The organism is Paraburkholderia megapolitana (assembly GCF_007556815.1).
In the GTDB taxonomy this organism is placed as follows: Bacteria; Pseudomonadota; Gammaproteobacteria; order Burkholderiales; family Burkholderiaceae; genus Paraburkholderia; species Paraburkholderia megapolitana.
In genome coordinates this window covers 242432-257834 of the sequence record NZ_CP041743.1, presented here as the reverse complement: position 1 = coordinate 257834, position 15403 = coordinate 242432, and the positions used below count along the sequence as shown (strand labels likewise).

The following is a 15403-nucleotide window of genomic DNA, read 5'->3' as shown; positions in this document are numbered from 1 at the left end:
GCGGCGCGAGGGGCATGTGCTTTGGCATGACGCCGTCGGCCGCGACGCCTTTGGCACTCGCGACGCGACCCCGAACGCGCTTCGCCCAGATCGTGCGATCTCCGGCAGCATCCGTCAGCGTGTCAGACATGGTGGGGGAAATGGGCGAAGCGAGGATGGTGCGTATTCTGGCACAACCTGGTTGCGCGCGACGACAACACCGGCGGCGGCCGGTCGTTGCCGCGGCGCCCTGGCGTTTTTCTACCTGTGACCGCAGTAAAGGCTACTGCCGGTTGTCGATCCACATGCGTCCCCAGCGGAACGCATAGGCGAGCGCATGCTCTTCGTCGAAGAAGTAGTCGAGCGCGTCGAACGAGTACGCGCGGCTCTGGTTTGCCACGGCTTTCTCGATGGTGAGATTAGCCGCGAAGAGGCCGTTGGGAAGTCGCTGCGCTACCGGTGCGACTTCATAACCCTTGTAGTGAATGTGTCGATTCATGGTCGTCGCGATGATCGTGCCCGCGTTGCGTAAGAGTACGCATGTCGACGATCGGAAAGTGAACGGGCAGGCACAAGCGTAGGGTGTGCCGTGCGCACGGTGAACCAATCTTTCGTCGCAAGCAAATCAGCGGGAACCGGGAACGGTCTTCACGGACTGCGTGGTAACGCAAGCGAGAAACTGGTGTCGACTATCCGTCGTGGACTGCGAATGGTCTGTTGGCTGGCGCACGCCGCGGGCTTCTTCCGTGCTGATGCTCAAGGTAGAAGCGAAGCGGGTGGAGGCGGGCTGGGAAGGTGAAACGGTGACTGCTGCTTAGTGTCCTGCAATGCGGTTTGCAACGCGGTTTGCAGTGCGCCAGGGCGCGTGGTGCGGCCCTGGCGGAACTGGTCCCGATAGCTAACTGGCCAGCGACAGCACTTTCGCCGTGCGCGACTCCGTCACTGTGTCGGCACCGAGACGCACCGGCTGCCGATGCGCATTGAACGCGAGCGCAAAGTCGGCGGCCTGGCGGCCGACTGTCGCGAGCTGCTCGACGACCTTCGGATCGGAACAGGACTCCACGCTGTCGAAGCGGGTTTCCAGCGTATTGATGCCGGCGCCGAACGGCGTGGGCCAGCCGCGCAGCGCATGCACGATCGAGCGCAGGGAGGTCAGCACCGAACCCGCGGCCTGCCAGCCGTAGGCGGTGACGATGCAGCCCACGGCGCGGCCGTCGAGATACGGACGTTCGTCGGCGCGCAGTTCTTCGAGCGTATCGAGTGCGTTTTTCACGAGACCCGACACGCCGCCGTGATAGCCGGGCGTTGCGATGATGAGGGCGTCGGCGGTGCGCACGGCTTCGATCAGCTCGAGCTGTTCGGCGGTGCGCTGCGGATTTTCGGGGGCGTAGTGCGGCAGGCTATGCAGAAACTCGCCGCCGAACAGACGCGTGCGCGCGCCTGCATCCTCGGCGCCGCGCAGCGCGAAACCGAGCGCTCGCTCGGTCGACGAAGCTGCGCGCGTCGTACCGCCGATGCCAATGACGAGCGGCCGGCGATGATGATCGAAACTGGTCAACGGAATGCTCCTTCGTGAGCGGCTGCCGGCGGCCGCGCAGGTGTTGCGCGCGGCGGGCACGGGCGGTCTCCAACACGGGGACCGCTATTCAAACCGTCATCTTAGTGACCGATGGTAGCAGCGAGAACCGACATATTCTGATAACGATATACGCGAGCAGGGTTATCTCATTGACGCCGTCGGGCACAGCAAACATTCGTGGATAAGCTTATCGGAAAGGATTTGTTGGTCGCATACGGTGTCGTGGCTATGATCGAATCGTCTCCTCCATGACATCTCCTTGACATGGGATTAGGCCCCGGCATCGCTGATGCACGGGGCCTTTTTTTCGCTCGCGACGCGAGCGTGCCCATCGGCATCACGCCACGTAGCTGCCCACCATCTACATGACCGTTCTACGGTTCACCCGACGACCATACGGTGTCGCGTCATTTCAGAGCAGTCCTATTTCCCCAATAAATCAGGCGGATACAGTTGCGCTCACGTTATCTCGCTAGCTTGAGTCCAGCCCATTTACTGTAGTTCGCAGTGCATATATTGAAAAAAACCAGATATCCCGTATGTGCAGCAGGTGTTGCATGGATTCTTGCGGTCGCTTCGGATGCCAATGCGCAAACAGAGCGCCCGAATCACCTCCCGTCTCAGGACACACTTCGCTATCAGGAGCAGCAACTTCAGGGCGTCAAGGAGCAAGCGCTTGCTCCTCCTGAGGTTCTCACGCCAGTCGTACGGCAAAACTCGGAACTTCCTGATTTCCCCATTGAAGCGCCATGTTTCGCCATCGCGGAAGTCGAATGGCGTGGGGCCGAACACTTTCCGTGGTTACCCGGGCGAGTACCAATCGAAGGCACGTGCATGGGCGCGCAGGGTCGCGACATCTTGAGCCAATGGATCGCGCGTCAGCTGATTGCAGACGGCTATATCACGACGCAGGTTTTCTTTCCGGAACAGGACTTTGCAACCGGCCATCTGGTCATCGAGATCGTTCCAGGTCGCGTCGGTACGATCCGCGACGAGGGCGCCAGCATCGGCTGGTCGCGCATGGTTTTTCCCGAGCGGTCTCACGCGCTGCTGAATATCCGCGATCTGGACCAGGCGCTCGAAAACATTCGCAGGTTGCCGGGGCAGGGCGTTACGGCATTCGATCTTGTGCCGGGCACGGACCTCGGCGAATCCGACATCGTCATCCGGCACCCGCAAAACAGGCGACGAGTGCGATTCGTGCTCACCGCGGACAACTCCGGCATCCATGCGACCGGCCGCAACCAGTTGGGCGCGATCGTTGCAATCGATTCACCGCTCCATCTTTACGACCAGCTGATCGCCACCGTCAACAACGACGCCGGGCTTCGCAATCACAGCGCCGGGTCACGTTCGAAGAGCATCGCGTGGAATGTGCCGATCGGGTATGCGTCGTTTTCGCTGGGCTTTAGCGAGTGGTCGTCGAAACAGGCTTTGCCGGTTGTCGGCGCGGACATCCTGTACACCTCGCGAACCCGCCGCTTCGAGGCGGGCGTGACTTATGTCCCCTACCGCACAAGTCACAACAAGGGCTCGCTCCAGTTCAACCTGGTGCGTCGACAGGACCAGGCCTCGCTGGGTGGCGAAGAAATCGGCGTGCAAAAGCGCGATATCACCAGCTATGAGATCCGCGCGAGCCACCTGGAAATGTTCTCGGACGCGTCGTTACATGCCGCGATTGGATTGCGCGGCAGCCTGGCCGGACTGAGTCGCACCCCCGGTTTCGTCTACGGGCAGTCGAACTGGAGCGGTCGCTACCAGATTCTTACTACGAGCACATCACTGAACGTGCCGTTCCGGATCGACTCACGGGCATTCGGCTATCGCGGCACGTTCTTTCTCCAGCACGCACTTCAGCCCACTCCATTCACGGAATACCTGCAGATCGGCGGGCGCTACTCGGTGCGCGGTTCTGACGGCAACCAGTCCCTCGCGGTGCAAAACGGATGGACGTGGCGCAACGAACTCGCAACGGGCCTGTTCGCGGGAAGCGAAACCTATGTCGCGCTCGATGCAGGGCAGGTATCGGGCGATCCCGCAACGGCGCGCGGGCGCACGTTGATCGGCAGCGCGCTTGGCATCCGCGGCAGTTACAGGGGGCTCGGCTATGACGTTTCTGTGGGTATGCCACTGCTGCGGCCGGACACCATCCAGACCGGAACGCCGTCACTGAATGTCCGGATGACTTACCGGTTCTGAGCCCGGCTCGTCGTATCGATGGATGTGCTTCGAGTGGCTACGACCTATTCATTCACTTTAATCAGGGAGGTCATATATAGCGTGATGACACAGATGATTCTGGATGCTCACGTCAGTTGAGGCGGTTGACGCCGAAAGTCCATTTCCACACAAGAATCGGGAAAAATATGAAACTCGTAACCAAACAACAAAGTCCTGGCAACACCGTAATTTCGCATACCAAGTTGATTGCGAAAATGGCGATCGTGATGCCGTTGCTTTCGATTCAGGCGATCCATGCCCAGACCGCCCTGTCGGTCGATCCGGCCGCGGTGAATCAAGCTGCTATCGGCGCTGCTGCGAATGGCGTGCCGATCATCGATATCGTCGCGCCGAACGGCGCCGGCGTATCGCACAACAAGTTCACGGACTATAACGTCGGTGCTGCCGGCCTGATCCTGAACAACAGCAACACGTCCGTGCAAACCCAGCTTGGCGGGTTGGTTAGCGGCAACGCGCAACTCGGCGGCGCGCCCGCCCGAGTGATCCTGAACGAAGTGACGGGCAGCAACGCGTCGAGGCTGGGCGGTACCACGGAGATTGCTGGCCAGGCAGCACACCTGATCGTGGCGAATCCGAACGGCATTACGGCCGATGGCGTCGGGTTCGTCAACGCGACCCGGGCAACACTCGTCGCGGGTCATCCGGTTCTCGGCGAGGATGGGAATGTCTCTTTCAGAACGGACAATGGTCGCCTGCTTGTCGAGGGCAGCGGGATCGACGGCAGTGGGGCTCAAGAGTTGGATCTCATTGCCCGCAGCTTGCAGGTGAACGCGGAGATTCGCGCGATAGGGCTGAATCTCGAGGCGGGTGAAGGTGAGGTGCGGTTCGAGGAAGCCACCCGGTTAGCCAGCTCACTGGTCCGTGATTCGAAGACTCAACGACCGGAAATTGCGATCGACGTGTCGCAACTCGGTAGCCTGCACGCCGATGCGATCCGGTTGGTCGGTTCGTCGGCCGGAGTCGGTGTCAATGTTGTGGGCAAGGTAATTGCGAAAAATTCCCTCATGGTGCCGAGTGAACTCGTCAATCAAGGGACGATTAGTGCTCCATCTTACGCAGTGACTGGCAGTTTCGAGGGGCGGCCTATAATTGGTAGCACCTTCGTCGAAGGCACTGTCGAGAATGCGGGCACTATCGTGGGTGGTCAGGGACCAGACGTGGTAGTGAGGAACATCCGCAACGGAGTTCCGGGTCCGAATTTGAGCGTGCCTTTCAATAGTGCTGGGAGCGAAAGCGTACCGCCGTCCGCCCCGGCATCGCCGGAGCCGGCCGAGAATGTGGCTTCGATTTCGGGCCCGTCCTTCGATAGTGACGCGAGTAAAAGCGTAACGCCGTCGTTCACCGCGGCATCGGCGGAGCCAGCCGAAAATGTGGCTTCGATTTCGGGCCCGTCCGCCGATAGCGACGTAAGCGAAAGCGTAACGCCGTCGCTCACTGCGGCATCGCCGGAACCGACCGAAGAAGTGGCTTCGATTTCGATCGCGCCTTCCGCTCCGGTGCTTCCGATCCAGTCTATCCAGGCGAAGGCCGCGCTGACCGCCGATTCGGCTGCCGCGCGTCGTCCTACCATCAGTGCCTCGGCAAATGGCGTGCCGATCGTGAACATCGTGGCGCCGAACGGCACCGGTCTTTCACACAACAAATTCACGGACTACAACGTCGGCGCGACTGGCCTGATTCTGAATAACAGCAACTGGTCGGCGCAAACCCGACTTGGTGGGGAGATCGGCGCAAACGCGCAACTCGGCAATACTGCGGCCAGGGTGATCCTGAACGAAGTGACGGGCGGCAATGCATCGACGCTGGCCGGCACGACCGAGATCGCTGGTCGTTCGGCGCACCTGATCGTCGCAAACCCGAACGGGATTACAGCGAACGGCGCAGGCTTTATCAACGCGACCCGCGCGACGCTCGTCGCAGGCACGACTGTCCTCGACAAGGATGGCGGCGCTGGGGGCTTCAAGACCGACAATGGCCGGCTCATTGTCGAGGGCAACGGCATCGACGGCCAGGCGGTGAATCAGTTGGATCTCATCGCACGCAACCTGCAGGTGAACGCGGAGGTTCGCGCGGCAACGCTGAACGTCGCGGCGCACAAGGGTACGACGACGCTGGGCAACACGGTAACCACGGTGTCTGACAATGCCGGCGACAATCTGTCGGACCGGCCGGACGTCGCGATCGACGTGTCGAAGCTCGGTAGTCTGCACGCCGATTCGATCCGGCTGCTGGGTTCGTCGGCCGGGGTCGGCGTAAACGTCACCGGCAAGGTCGCGGCCAACTATTCCGTCTCGGTGTCGGGTGGTCTCGTCAATCAGGGGACCGTCACCGGCGACAGAATCGATGCCTCAGGCTCTGTCTCGAATGCGGGGACGATTAGCGGCGGTAGTGTCTCGGTGTCCGGTGGTCTGAATAACGGAGCACAGGGCGTGATTGCCAGCAAGGGCAGAGTCGATGCTTCGGGCTCCATCTCGAATGACGGGAAGATCAACGCCAACGGTATCTCGTTGTCCGGTGGTCTGAAAAACGGCGCACAGGGCGCGATTACCAGCGCGGGCAGGGTCGATGCTTCGGGCTCCATCTCGAATGACGGGAAGATCAACGCCAATGGCGTCTCGTTGTCCGGTGGTCTGAAAAACGGGGCACAGGGCGTGATTGCCAGCACGGGCAGGCTTGATGCCTCCGGTTTCATCTCGAATGACGGGAAGATCAACGCCAACGGCATCTCGTTGTCCGGTGGTCTGAAAAACGGGGCACAGGGCGCGATTACCAGCGCGGGTAGGCTTGATGTCTCGGGTTCCACTTCGAATGACGGGAAGATCAATGCCGACGGTATCTCGTTGTCCGGTGATCTGAATAACGGAGCACAGGGTGTGATCGCCAGCAAGGGTGGGCTCGATGCCTGGGGTTCCGTTTCGAATGCGGGAGCGCTTAACGGCCGTAGTGTCTCGGTGTCCGGTAGTCTGACTAACGCGGCGCAAGGCATCATCACCAGTGAAGGAAAGGTCAACGCCTGGGGGCGCAAAACCAATTCAGGTCGGATCGACGAGTATGTGACATCGGCGCCGCAAGGTGCAGCGTTGGCGCCCACCGTGAGCAACGGTGCAAACCAGAGCGCATCGCCGCAATCGTCCGGGAATGTTGCTCCGGATTATGCGGCCAAGGGCGCTATTCAAGGCACGTCCTCGGCTACGGTAATCGCTGGGGCACAGTCTGGCGTTTCCTACGTTCAGTCGGGGGCACCGAAAGGCGTCACCGTGTCGCTGAGGGGGCGTTCGCTGAGCTACACCGGGTGGTAATCGCGGCTTGACGTGGTGGGCCGCATCCTGAGCGGCCCACCCACGCAATCAGAAACGTGGCGGTATCCATGCAGACTTCTTCGGCGAACCTGGGCCGATGTGTAGCGGAGTGCCGTCACAATCGGGCCGCCGGCGCGAGATGACGCGACCTGGCGGCCACAAATCATGTGGCGAAAGCATCGAACTCGGCGGTGGTGACGGCGCCGGTTTGAGCGTGCATTTTTCCTTCTTCATCGCGCCCGCTAACCCGACCTGATCTATCGACAAAGCGGGCTTGCCGGTGCAGGGTCTAGCTGATCCAGCGACGTGGTGCTCGACAGCATACATCCCGCCGAATGCTCAAAACCGACTAGTGGATGTCTCGACGCGTTGGGCCATAATGACGACCGCATACAGATACAGAGAACACGCTTCGTAGCATGTTCGATTGTGATACTGGTATATAACGCTGGTGCCGCTCGCTATCGCTATCCGTGTGCGGCTATCGCATCAGGCGAGGCGCGATATCCTCCATTGACATTGCTCACCAGGGTGTTGCCAGGTCGTGAGCATTCGAATCCACGACGAAGGAAGCCATGATTTTGCAATCAAAACATGAGACAGGCGCAGGACGCGACGAATCGGCGCTAGCGAACAGACTCGACAGCATCTTCACGACCGCATTGCGAGAGCGGCGAATCGTCGGCGCAGTCGCCGTGGTTGCCTCACACGGCAAGGTGATTTACCGCCGGGCGCACGGTTGGGCCGAACGCGAAACGCAACGGCCGATGCATGAAGATACGTTGTTCCGGCTCGCATCGGTGACGAAGCCGATCGTGACGTTAGCGGTATTGCGCCTCGCTGCCGATGGCAAGCTGCAACTCGACGATCATGTGTCGCGCTGGCTTCCAGACTTCACACCCCGATTGCCCGACGGCAGTCAGCCGCCGCTGACGCTACATCAGTTGCTCACGCACACGGCCGGATTGAGCTATGGCCTGCTTGAAGGTCCGGGTAGCGAATACGATCTGCTTGGCATTTCCGATGGGATTGACCGCGTCGATTTCAGCCTTGAGGAAAACCTGCGACGCGTCGCAGGTGCGTCACTGGTGTTTGCTCCCGGTAGCGCGTGGCGGTACTCGCTCGCACTCGACGTACTAGGCGCCGTGATCGAACGTGTGACCGGCGCCCCGCTCGCGGACGCGATTGCTCAACTCGTTACCGGCCCCCTGGGGATGCACGATACTGGGTTCGTGTCAGACGAGCCCACACGCTTTGCCGTGCCGTACGCGGACGGTGCGCCGGAGCCCGTGAAAATGACGGAGAACGTCTCCGTTCCCTTACCGGAAGGACATGGCGTCGCGGTACGGTTCGCTCCATCGAGGGCGTTCGAACCGACAGCTTATCCGTCGGGCGGAGCCGGTATGTACGGCAGCGCAGACGATGTTTTGCGCGTGCTGGAAGCCGTGCGTGACGGCAAGAGCTTTTTGCCCGATGCGCTTCGCGCCGCGATGTATGTGGACCACACGCCGCCAGGCACCGAGACAAGAGGGCCCGGATGGGGATTCGGCTATGGCGCGGCGGTGCTGAACGATCCGGTGCTCGCCGGATCGCCGCAAAGCGCCGGGACGTTGCAATGGGGCGGCGTGTACGGCCACAGCTGGTTCATCGACGCGACGCGTGGATTGACAGTGCTGTTGCTCACCAACACAGCCTATGAAGGGATGTCGGGCGCATTGACGCTGGAGGTACGGGACGCGGTGTATGGAGATTGAATTGACAACGGCAACCGCGAACCCTATTGTGCTTGCGCGGTGCGGTGAGTCAAGCACACCCCGGGAGCAGGCAACTGATGTTCCTGGACTACGGGGTTACCCCGTGGCTGATTTCCAGTTTGCATTACGTCGCAAGAGCAGTAGTTGCGCGCTGCGCAAGGTTGCTCTCGCAGAACTAGCGCGTTGATTCATCGCTCCGCCTTCACTTATGCAATTAACCCTGCATCAAACCGTCATCGCGATCGCGGAAGCCATGCTGGCGGGAGAGCCCGACAAGGACAGCGCTGCTGCCCGGGTTGCAGCGGTTCTCGGCGCGGAGCTACCGTGGCTGAGACAGGCTGCCGGCGGTGCAATCGATCGGTTCGGCCATCGCTGGGATGACACGCAAGCGGATGAGGTGGCACCCTTCGTCGCCGACCTGCCCGGTTTCGTTTCCGCATGGATGAGTGATGAGCGGCTCACCGTCATCCGCATACTTCGACGCTCGCCCGTTCAGAGGCGCTTGCCGCCACCCCTCGCGCAGATTGAAGTCCCCCAGTTGCCGACAGTCGGCGATCTGGCGGACTGGCTCGAACTGAGCCCCGCCGATCTCGAATGGCTGGCCAATCGCTGGCGAGTCGGCGCCCGCGAAGGTTCGTCGCCCCTGCACCACTATTCGTACCGGGCGTGTGAGAAACGCGACGGTCGATATCGCCTGATCGAGCGTCCCAAGTCTTTGCTGCGCGCGGCACAGCATAAGCTCCTGCATGGCCTGCTCGATCGCGTACCGCCGCATGAAGCAGCACATGGCTTCCGCAAGCGGCGAAACATCGTTTCATTCGCGCTACCTCACGTGGGTCAGCAACTCGTCATCCGGCTTGATCTTGCCGATTTCTTTGTCTCGGTGACAGAGGCGCGGGTCCACTCGATTTTTCGTACGCTTGGCTACACCACTGCGGTAGCGCGTGCGATGACGGCTCTGGTAACCAACCGTGTTCCCAGTGGTCAGTTGGCCGCGCCTGATCTGCGCGGGAAATTCGACTGGCTCGAACAACAGCGGTTTCGCACGCGACATCTGCCGCAAGGCGCTGCGACCTCGCCTGCGCTCGCCAACCTGTGTGCGTTCCGTCTCGATACGCGACTTGCGGCGCTCGCGCGTTCCTTGAACGCGAATTACACACGCTATGCCGACGATCTTGCATTCTCCGGTGGCGCACAACTCCTGAGCGTGGCAGATCGGCTTCCAATCAAGGTGGCGGCGATCGCTATCGAAGAAGGCTTCGCAGTACAACCACGCAAGACGCGTGTGATGCCTCGCGGCGTACGGCAACGGCTCGCAGGGGTCGTGGTGAACCAGCATCCGAATTTTTCACGCGACAGGTTCGACACGCTCAAGGCAACGCTCACCAATTGCGTGAAGCACGGCGTCGCGTCGCAGAATCGATGCGCGCACAGGGACTTTCGCGCGTCGCTTGCGGGGCACATCGCGCACGTGACCATGCTGAACAGTTCGCGTGGGGCAAAACTCAAAGCCATCTTCGATTGCATCGACTGGGACGAGCCGGTGAGTGACGAGCACGGCACTGCGGTTTGATAGCACGACTTGTGCTCGAGCATAGGGCGCTTTCAGCTTTCAGCTTGCGGCACGAGCGGGCTATCCAGCGTGCTCCCAGCCTTGCGCGTACGAGCGAGCGCATCGATGCTCCGCGCATTCACCCGAGCGGAGCCACTCCAATCACATGCACGTGCGCCGACAGCACCGTGTACGCATACAAACCCAACCCCGCCACAACGACGATCACATCGTTGACCGCCGAAGCCGGCACAGACGGCACCGCACGGACGTTAGGGCGCCGGCCGACTGAAATCAGATCCCCCACAGCCCAGACGAGGAACGCACCGAACAGCAACACATCGTTGAGCGTACCGTTGGCGAGCAAATGCGCCGCCGCCCACAGGATCACGGCGAGCAGCATCGGATGGCGTGCAAGGCGTTTTACGCGGCCCGGCACGTAAGCCGCGATCAGCAAAGGAAACACGGGCAGCATGAGCAGCAGCGTCAGGTGCTGTAACGCAACCGGCGGCGCATAGAGCATGACCGGTGTGCGTCGCGCGATGCCATAACCGTAGATAACCGCAGCCAGACTCACGATCGACACCACCGAATACAACCCTCGCCACGGGTTCGCACCCATGCGTGCAACCTGCGCGTCGCGCCAGCGTGGCGCGACGATCGAGATGGAGTGAATTCCAAGGAAGATCACGAGACCCGCAATCAGAATGGGCATAAATCCGACCTTATGTTGACATCGACAACATCCAAATTAGATGACGGTTTTCGGTTGGTCAAGATAAAATTGACAGCGTCAATATATGGGCGGATGACGAGCGCAACGATGAGCAAACACACATCCACTGGCAAGGCCAGGCGGCCGTATCACCACGGAGCATTGCGCGAGGCAATGTTGGAGGCGGCCGAGCGCATCCTCAATCGTGAGGGTATCGAGGGGCTCACGCTGCGCGCCGCGGCGCGCGAAGCTGGTGCTTCTCACGCCGCGCCGAAGAACCACTTCGAGAATCTGACCGGGCTGCTCAGCGATCTGGCCATCGTAGGTTTTCAACGCTTCGAGCGGCGCCTTCTCGATGCGGCGGCCACGGTGGCCGCGTCGGATACAGCGGATACGACCGATGCGCCCAACTCGCGGCTTCCCGCCTTGGGCCGCGCCTACGTTGAGTTTGCGACGCAGTTCCCAGGGCTCTTCATGCTGATGTTTCGCAGCGAGCGGCTCGACCTCGAACGCCCGGGCTTGCGCGAGGCGATGAGCCGCGCGTCGTCGGTGCTGCGCGCTGCCGTGGGGGTGCCGCAGGAGCCGGACGCGATATTGCCCACTTACGGCGCCGCGCAGGTTGTCGCCGCGTGGGCACTGGTCCATGGATTCGCGATGCTGAAGATCGACGGTCGTCTGAACACGATAGGCCACAGTCTGCCGGAGGGCATCGATGCAATGGCGTTGCTCGATGTCATTCTCGATGCGGGCGGTGGTCAACTGACAGCCCCTCAAGCTCTTGTCAGTCAACAGAAATGAAGAGAGGGGGTGACCTGGCGAATCGAAACCCTACGGGTTTTCCTTCATAAACAAGCGCAGCAACGACCCTTCCGCACCCCGATCAGCCCAATCGGACGCCGATCATTCCATAAACGACACGAGCCGTTTGCCATCGTGCGACGCACCATCGGCGCAATCGCTTACGCATCAAGGCACAGCGCCTGCTTCCAAGGTTTGTGCTTTTCTCCCCGTGTCGCATTTCCGCAAGCGTCTGTCGGAATTAGTCGGCTAGTCGGGGTTTTTTCTGGCAACCATGTATGCACACTGTGCGGGCCGGCGCCTGCACCACGAGGAGATGGAGTCAATGAATTCCCCTAAGGTCGTGGTCGAAGGATTATGTAAGGTGTTTGGAGCCAATCCCCGGCTCGCGCTCGACATGCTGGCGGGTGGCTCCACCAAGGACGAGGTGTTTGCCAAGACCGGTCACGTGGTCGGCGTCCACGACGTGTCCTTCGAGGTGCAGGAAGGCGAGATTTTCGTACTGATGGGCCTGTCGGGTTCCGGCAAATCCACGCTGATCCGCCTGATCAACCGGCTCGTCGAGCCGACCGCTGGCAAGGTGCTGATCGACGGTCGCGATGTGGCGGCCGTGCGTCGCTCCGAGCTCACCGCGTTGCGCCGCACCGATATGAGCATGGTGTTCCAGTCGTTTGCGCTGATGCCGCAACGCACGGTGCTGTCGAATGCGGCGTTCGGTCTCGAAGTGGCCGGCATGGGCCGCAAGGTGCGCGAGAAGCGCGCGCTCGAGGTGCTCGAGCAGGTCGGTCTCGCGCCTTTCGCACAGAAGCTACCCGCCGAACTCTCGGGCGGCATGCAGCAACGTGTCGGCCTCGCCCGCGCGCTCGCGGTGAACCCGTCGCTGATGATCATGGACGAAGCGTTCTCCGCACTCGATCCGCTCAAGCGCAAGGAAATGCAGAACGTGCTGCTGGAACTGCAGAAGAACCAGCGTCGCACGATCATGTTCGTATCCCACGATCTCGAAGAAGCGCTGCGCATCGGCAACCGCATCGCGATCATGGAAGGCGGCCGCGTGGTGCAGATCGGTACGCCGCAGGACATCATCGCCAATCCCGCCGACGACTACGTCAAGGCATTTTTCGAAGGCATCGATACGAGCCGCTATCTGACCGCCGGCGACATGATGCAGACCAACGAGGTGCCACTCTTGCGCAACCTCGACGCATCGAGCATCGAGACATCGCTGAACGGCAGCGCCGAATATGCGTTCGTGCTCGATGCTGAGCACCGCATCCGCGGGTTCGTGACGCGTGACGCGATCGGCAACGCGAGCCCGGATCTGCGCAAGGTCGAATGCATTTCGCACGCGGCGTCGCTCGATCACGTCGTGTCTCGCGTCTGCGCGACTACGACTGCTGTGCCGGTCGTCGACGACGACGGCTGCTATTGCGGCTCGGTCGATCGCGCCGTCGTCCTCAAGGTCCTTACGCGCAGTCGAGGTTCCCATGTCTGAGATCATCCCGCTTGGCCGTTGGGTCGACGATTCGGTTCACTACCTGCTCGATCACGACGCCAACACGTTCGATGCGATCGGCAAGGCGATCGAGAGCTTCGCCGCGCTGATCGAACACGGTTTGCAGGCGATTCCAATGTGGGCGCTGATGGCGTTCTTCATCGGCATCGGGCTATGGCGTGTAGGCTGGCGTTTCGCAATCTTCGCAACTTTATCGCTGCTACTGATCTACGCGACGGGCTTCTGGGACGAGACAGTAATCACGCTCGGCCTTACGTTGTCGTCGACGTTGATCAGCCTCGTGTTCGGCATTCCGCTCGGCATCTGGACTGCGAAAAACAAACACGTTGCGATGATCGTGCGGCCCATTCTCGATCTGATGCAGACGATGCCGGCCTTCGTCTACCTGATTCCGGCCGCGATGCTGTTCGGTCTCGGTCGCGTACCGGGCATTCTGTCGACGGTGATCTTCGCGATGCCGCCGGCCGTGCGTCTGACGAGTCTCGGCATTCGTCACGTGAATCGCGAGATCGTCGAAGCGGGCCAGGCGTTCGGCTGCACGCCGTGGCAACTGCTCTACAAGGTGCAGTTTCCGAATGCGCTGCCGTCGATCATGCAGGGCGTGAACCAGACCATCATGATGGCGCTGTCGATGGTGATCATCGCGTCGATGGTCGGCGCGGGTGGTCTTGGGAACGATGTGCTCGCAAGTATCCAGCGGCTCGATATCGGGCTGGGTTTCGAAAGCGGTTTGTCGGTGGTGCTGCTGGCGATCATTCTCGACCGCATCACCGAGAGCTTCGGCCGCACGCCGGGTACCGCGAATGCGCCACGCTTTGCTGGACTGCGTAACGTGATGCGGGTACGTCGCGCGGAACCGGCTACGCAGAGTTAATCGACGTCACAGCGCTCCTTTCCTGGAGCGCTGCTTTTTTATGTTCACGTATCGCGAGAGCCCGTCGTTCTCGCGACAACCACAGCCTGTGCATCATGGAGAGCGACGTGACGTCCGCCACGACTGAATCGCCGTTGTCAGGTCTTGCGCATTTCGGGTTTCTCACGCTGCCGAGTTTTTCGATGATCGCGTTCACGAGCGCGGTCGAAGTACTGCGCATGGCGAACTACGTCGGACGCGCGCAGCACTACCGCTGGTCGATACTCACGCCGGATGGCTCGCCGGTCCGGGCGAGCAACGGTATGGCGATCAAGCCGACCCGCACGATCGAAGAAGCGGGCATGCCGGATGTGCTGATCGTGTGCGGCGGTACGCAGATCCGCAGTGCCGTCGATACGACGATCAAGACGTTGCTCGGCGATGTGGCGAGTCAGGGCGTGCCGCTCGGTGGCATCTGCACCGGTGCGTATGCGCTGATGTCGGCGGGGCTGCTCGACGATTACCGCTGCACCGCGCATTGGGAAGATCTGTCGGCGTTGCACAAGGAATTTCCCCACGTGCATTTCGCCGACGAACTGTTCGTGATTGATCGCGACCGCCTGACCTGCACCGGCGGCACCGCACCGCTCGATCTGATGTTGCATCTGGTCGGCAACCGGCTTGGACAGAATCTCGCGGCGCAGGTGTCGGAGCAGTTCATCCTCGAACGGATTCGCGGCGCAAGCGATCCGCAGCCGATCCCCGTCGATGCGCGCGTCGGCTTCTCGCGCGCGGAACTGATCGAAGTGGTGCGGCTGATGGAAGCCAACATCGAAGAGCCGCTGTCGCTCGAAGAACTGGCGCGCCTCGTGCAGCTTTCGCAGCGGCATCTGCAGCGGATGTTCAAGGTCTACCTGAGCGTATCGCCGACGCATTACTACCTGTCGCTGCGTCTGCGTCGCGCGCGCGACCTGCTGCGCACGACCGACGCATCGATTGCACGCGTGACGGCCGTGTGCGGGTTTCATTCGCCGTGTCATTTCAGCAAGGCGTATCGCGCGCAGTTCGGCCACGCACCTAGTATCGAGCGGCGCCAACCCCACTAGCCATAAAAAAC

At 61.2% G+C, this 15403-nt stretch carries 10 protein-coding genes and 1 pseudogene; 8 read left to right on the top strand and 3 right to left on the bottom strand.

What is annotated here, in order from left to right; all coding sequences use genetic code 11:
- Positions 1-262: 262 nt before the first annotated feature.
- Positions 263-478: an HlyU family transcriptional regulator gene (locus tag FNZ07_RS01080; protein WP_091007240.1), complete on the bottom strand. Its 216-nt coding sequence runs from the start codon at positions 476-478 to the stop codon at positions 263-265.
- A 399-nt stretch (positions 479-877) separates the two neighbouring features.
- Positions 878-1537 (bottom strand): NADPH-dependent FMN reductase, encoded by a 660-nt coding sequence (locus FNZ07_RS01075; protein WP_091007237.1) that lies wholly within the window; start codon positions 1535-1537, stop codon positions 878-880.
- Positions 1538-2065: 528 nt separating this feature from the next.
- Here FNZ07_RS01075 and FNZ07_RS01070 point away from each other — a divergent pair.
- The 4 genes from FNZ07_RS01070 (at position 2066) to FNZ07_RS01055 (ending at position 10425) form a co-directional block, all read left to right on the top strand.
- Positions 2066-3757, top strand: coding sequence for a ShlB/FhaC/HecB family hemolysin secretion/activation protein (locus FNZ07_RS01070; RefSeq protein WP_091007234.1), 1692 nt, complete (start codon positions 2066-2068; stop codon positions 3755-3757).
- 167 nt (positions 3758-3924) lie between these two features.
- On the top strand, positions 3925-7098 hold the full coding sequence (locus FNZ07_RS01065; protein ID WP_091007228.1) for a two-partner secretion domain-containing protein: 3174 nt from the start codon (positions 3925-3927) through the stop codon (positions 7096-7098).
- A 575-nt stretch (positions 7099-7673) separates the two neighbouring features.
- Complete coding sequence (locus FNZ07_RS01060; RefSeq protein WP_091007225.1) at positions 7674-8852, top strand: serine hydrolase domain-containing protein; 1179 nt, start codon at positions 7674-7676, stop codon at positions 8850-8852.
- Positions 8853-9060: 208 nt separating this feature from the next.
- The gene (locus tag FNZ07_RS01055; protein ID WP_091007222.1) at positions 9061-10425 is read left to right on the top strand and encodes a reverse transcriptase family protein; all 1365 of its coding nucleotides are present in this window, start codon (positions 9061-9063) and stop codon (positions 10423-10425) included.
- Between the two features lie 118 nt (positions 10426-10543).
- Here the strand turns inward: FNZ07_RS01055 and FNZ07_RS01050 are convergent, their stop codons facing one another.
- Positions 10544-11119 (bottom strand): NnrU family protein, encoded by a 576-nt coding sequence (locus FNZ07_RS01050; protein ID WP_091007220.1) that lies wholly within the window; start codon positions 11117-11119, stop codon positions 10544-10546.
- Between the two features lie 108 nt (positions 11120-11227).
- On the opposite strand from FNZ07_RS01050, the gene FNZ07_RS01045 reads away from it, so the two are divergent.
- From FNZ07_RS01045 to FNZ07_RS01030, 4 genes and pseudogenes are all read left to right on the top strand, one after another.
- Positions 11228-11917 carry a TetR/AcrR family transcriptional regulator gene (locus tag FNZ07_RS01045; protein WP_211367845.1) on the top strand — a complete coding sequence of 230 codons (690 nt, stop codon included), beginning with the start codon at positions 11228-11230 and terminating at the stop codon, positions 11915-11917.
- Between the two features lie 206 nt (positions 11918-12123).
- Positions 12124-13412 (top strand): annotated as a pseudogene (locus tag FNZ07_RS01040) (quaternary amine ABC transporter ATP-binding protein); the annotation flags it as partial.
- Positions 13405-14307 carry a choline ABC transporter permease subunit gene (gene choW / locus FNZ07_RS01035; RefSeq protein ID WP_091007211.1) on the top strand — a complete coding sequence of 301 codons (903 nt, stop codon included), beginning with the start codon at positions 13405-13407 and terminating at the stop codon, positions 14305-14307. The pseudogene FNZ07_RS01040 and the gene choW, both read left to right, overlap by 8 nt.
- A 95-nt stretch (positions 14308-14402) precedes the next feature.
- A complete protein-coding gene (locus FNZ07_RS01030; protein ID WP_091007208.1) occupies positions 14403-15392 on the top strand; it encodes a GlxA family transcriptional regulator in 990 nt (329 codons plus the stop codon).
- The last annotated feature ends 11 nt before the right edge of the window (positions 15393-15403 follow it).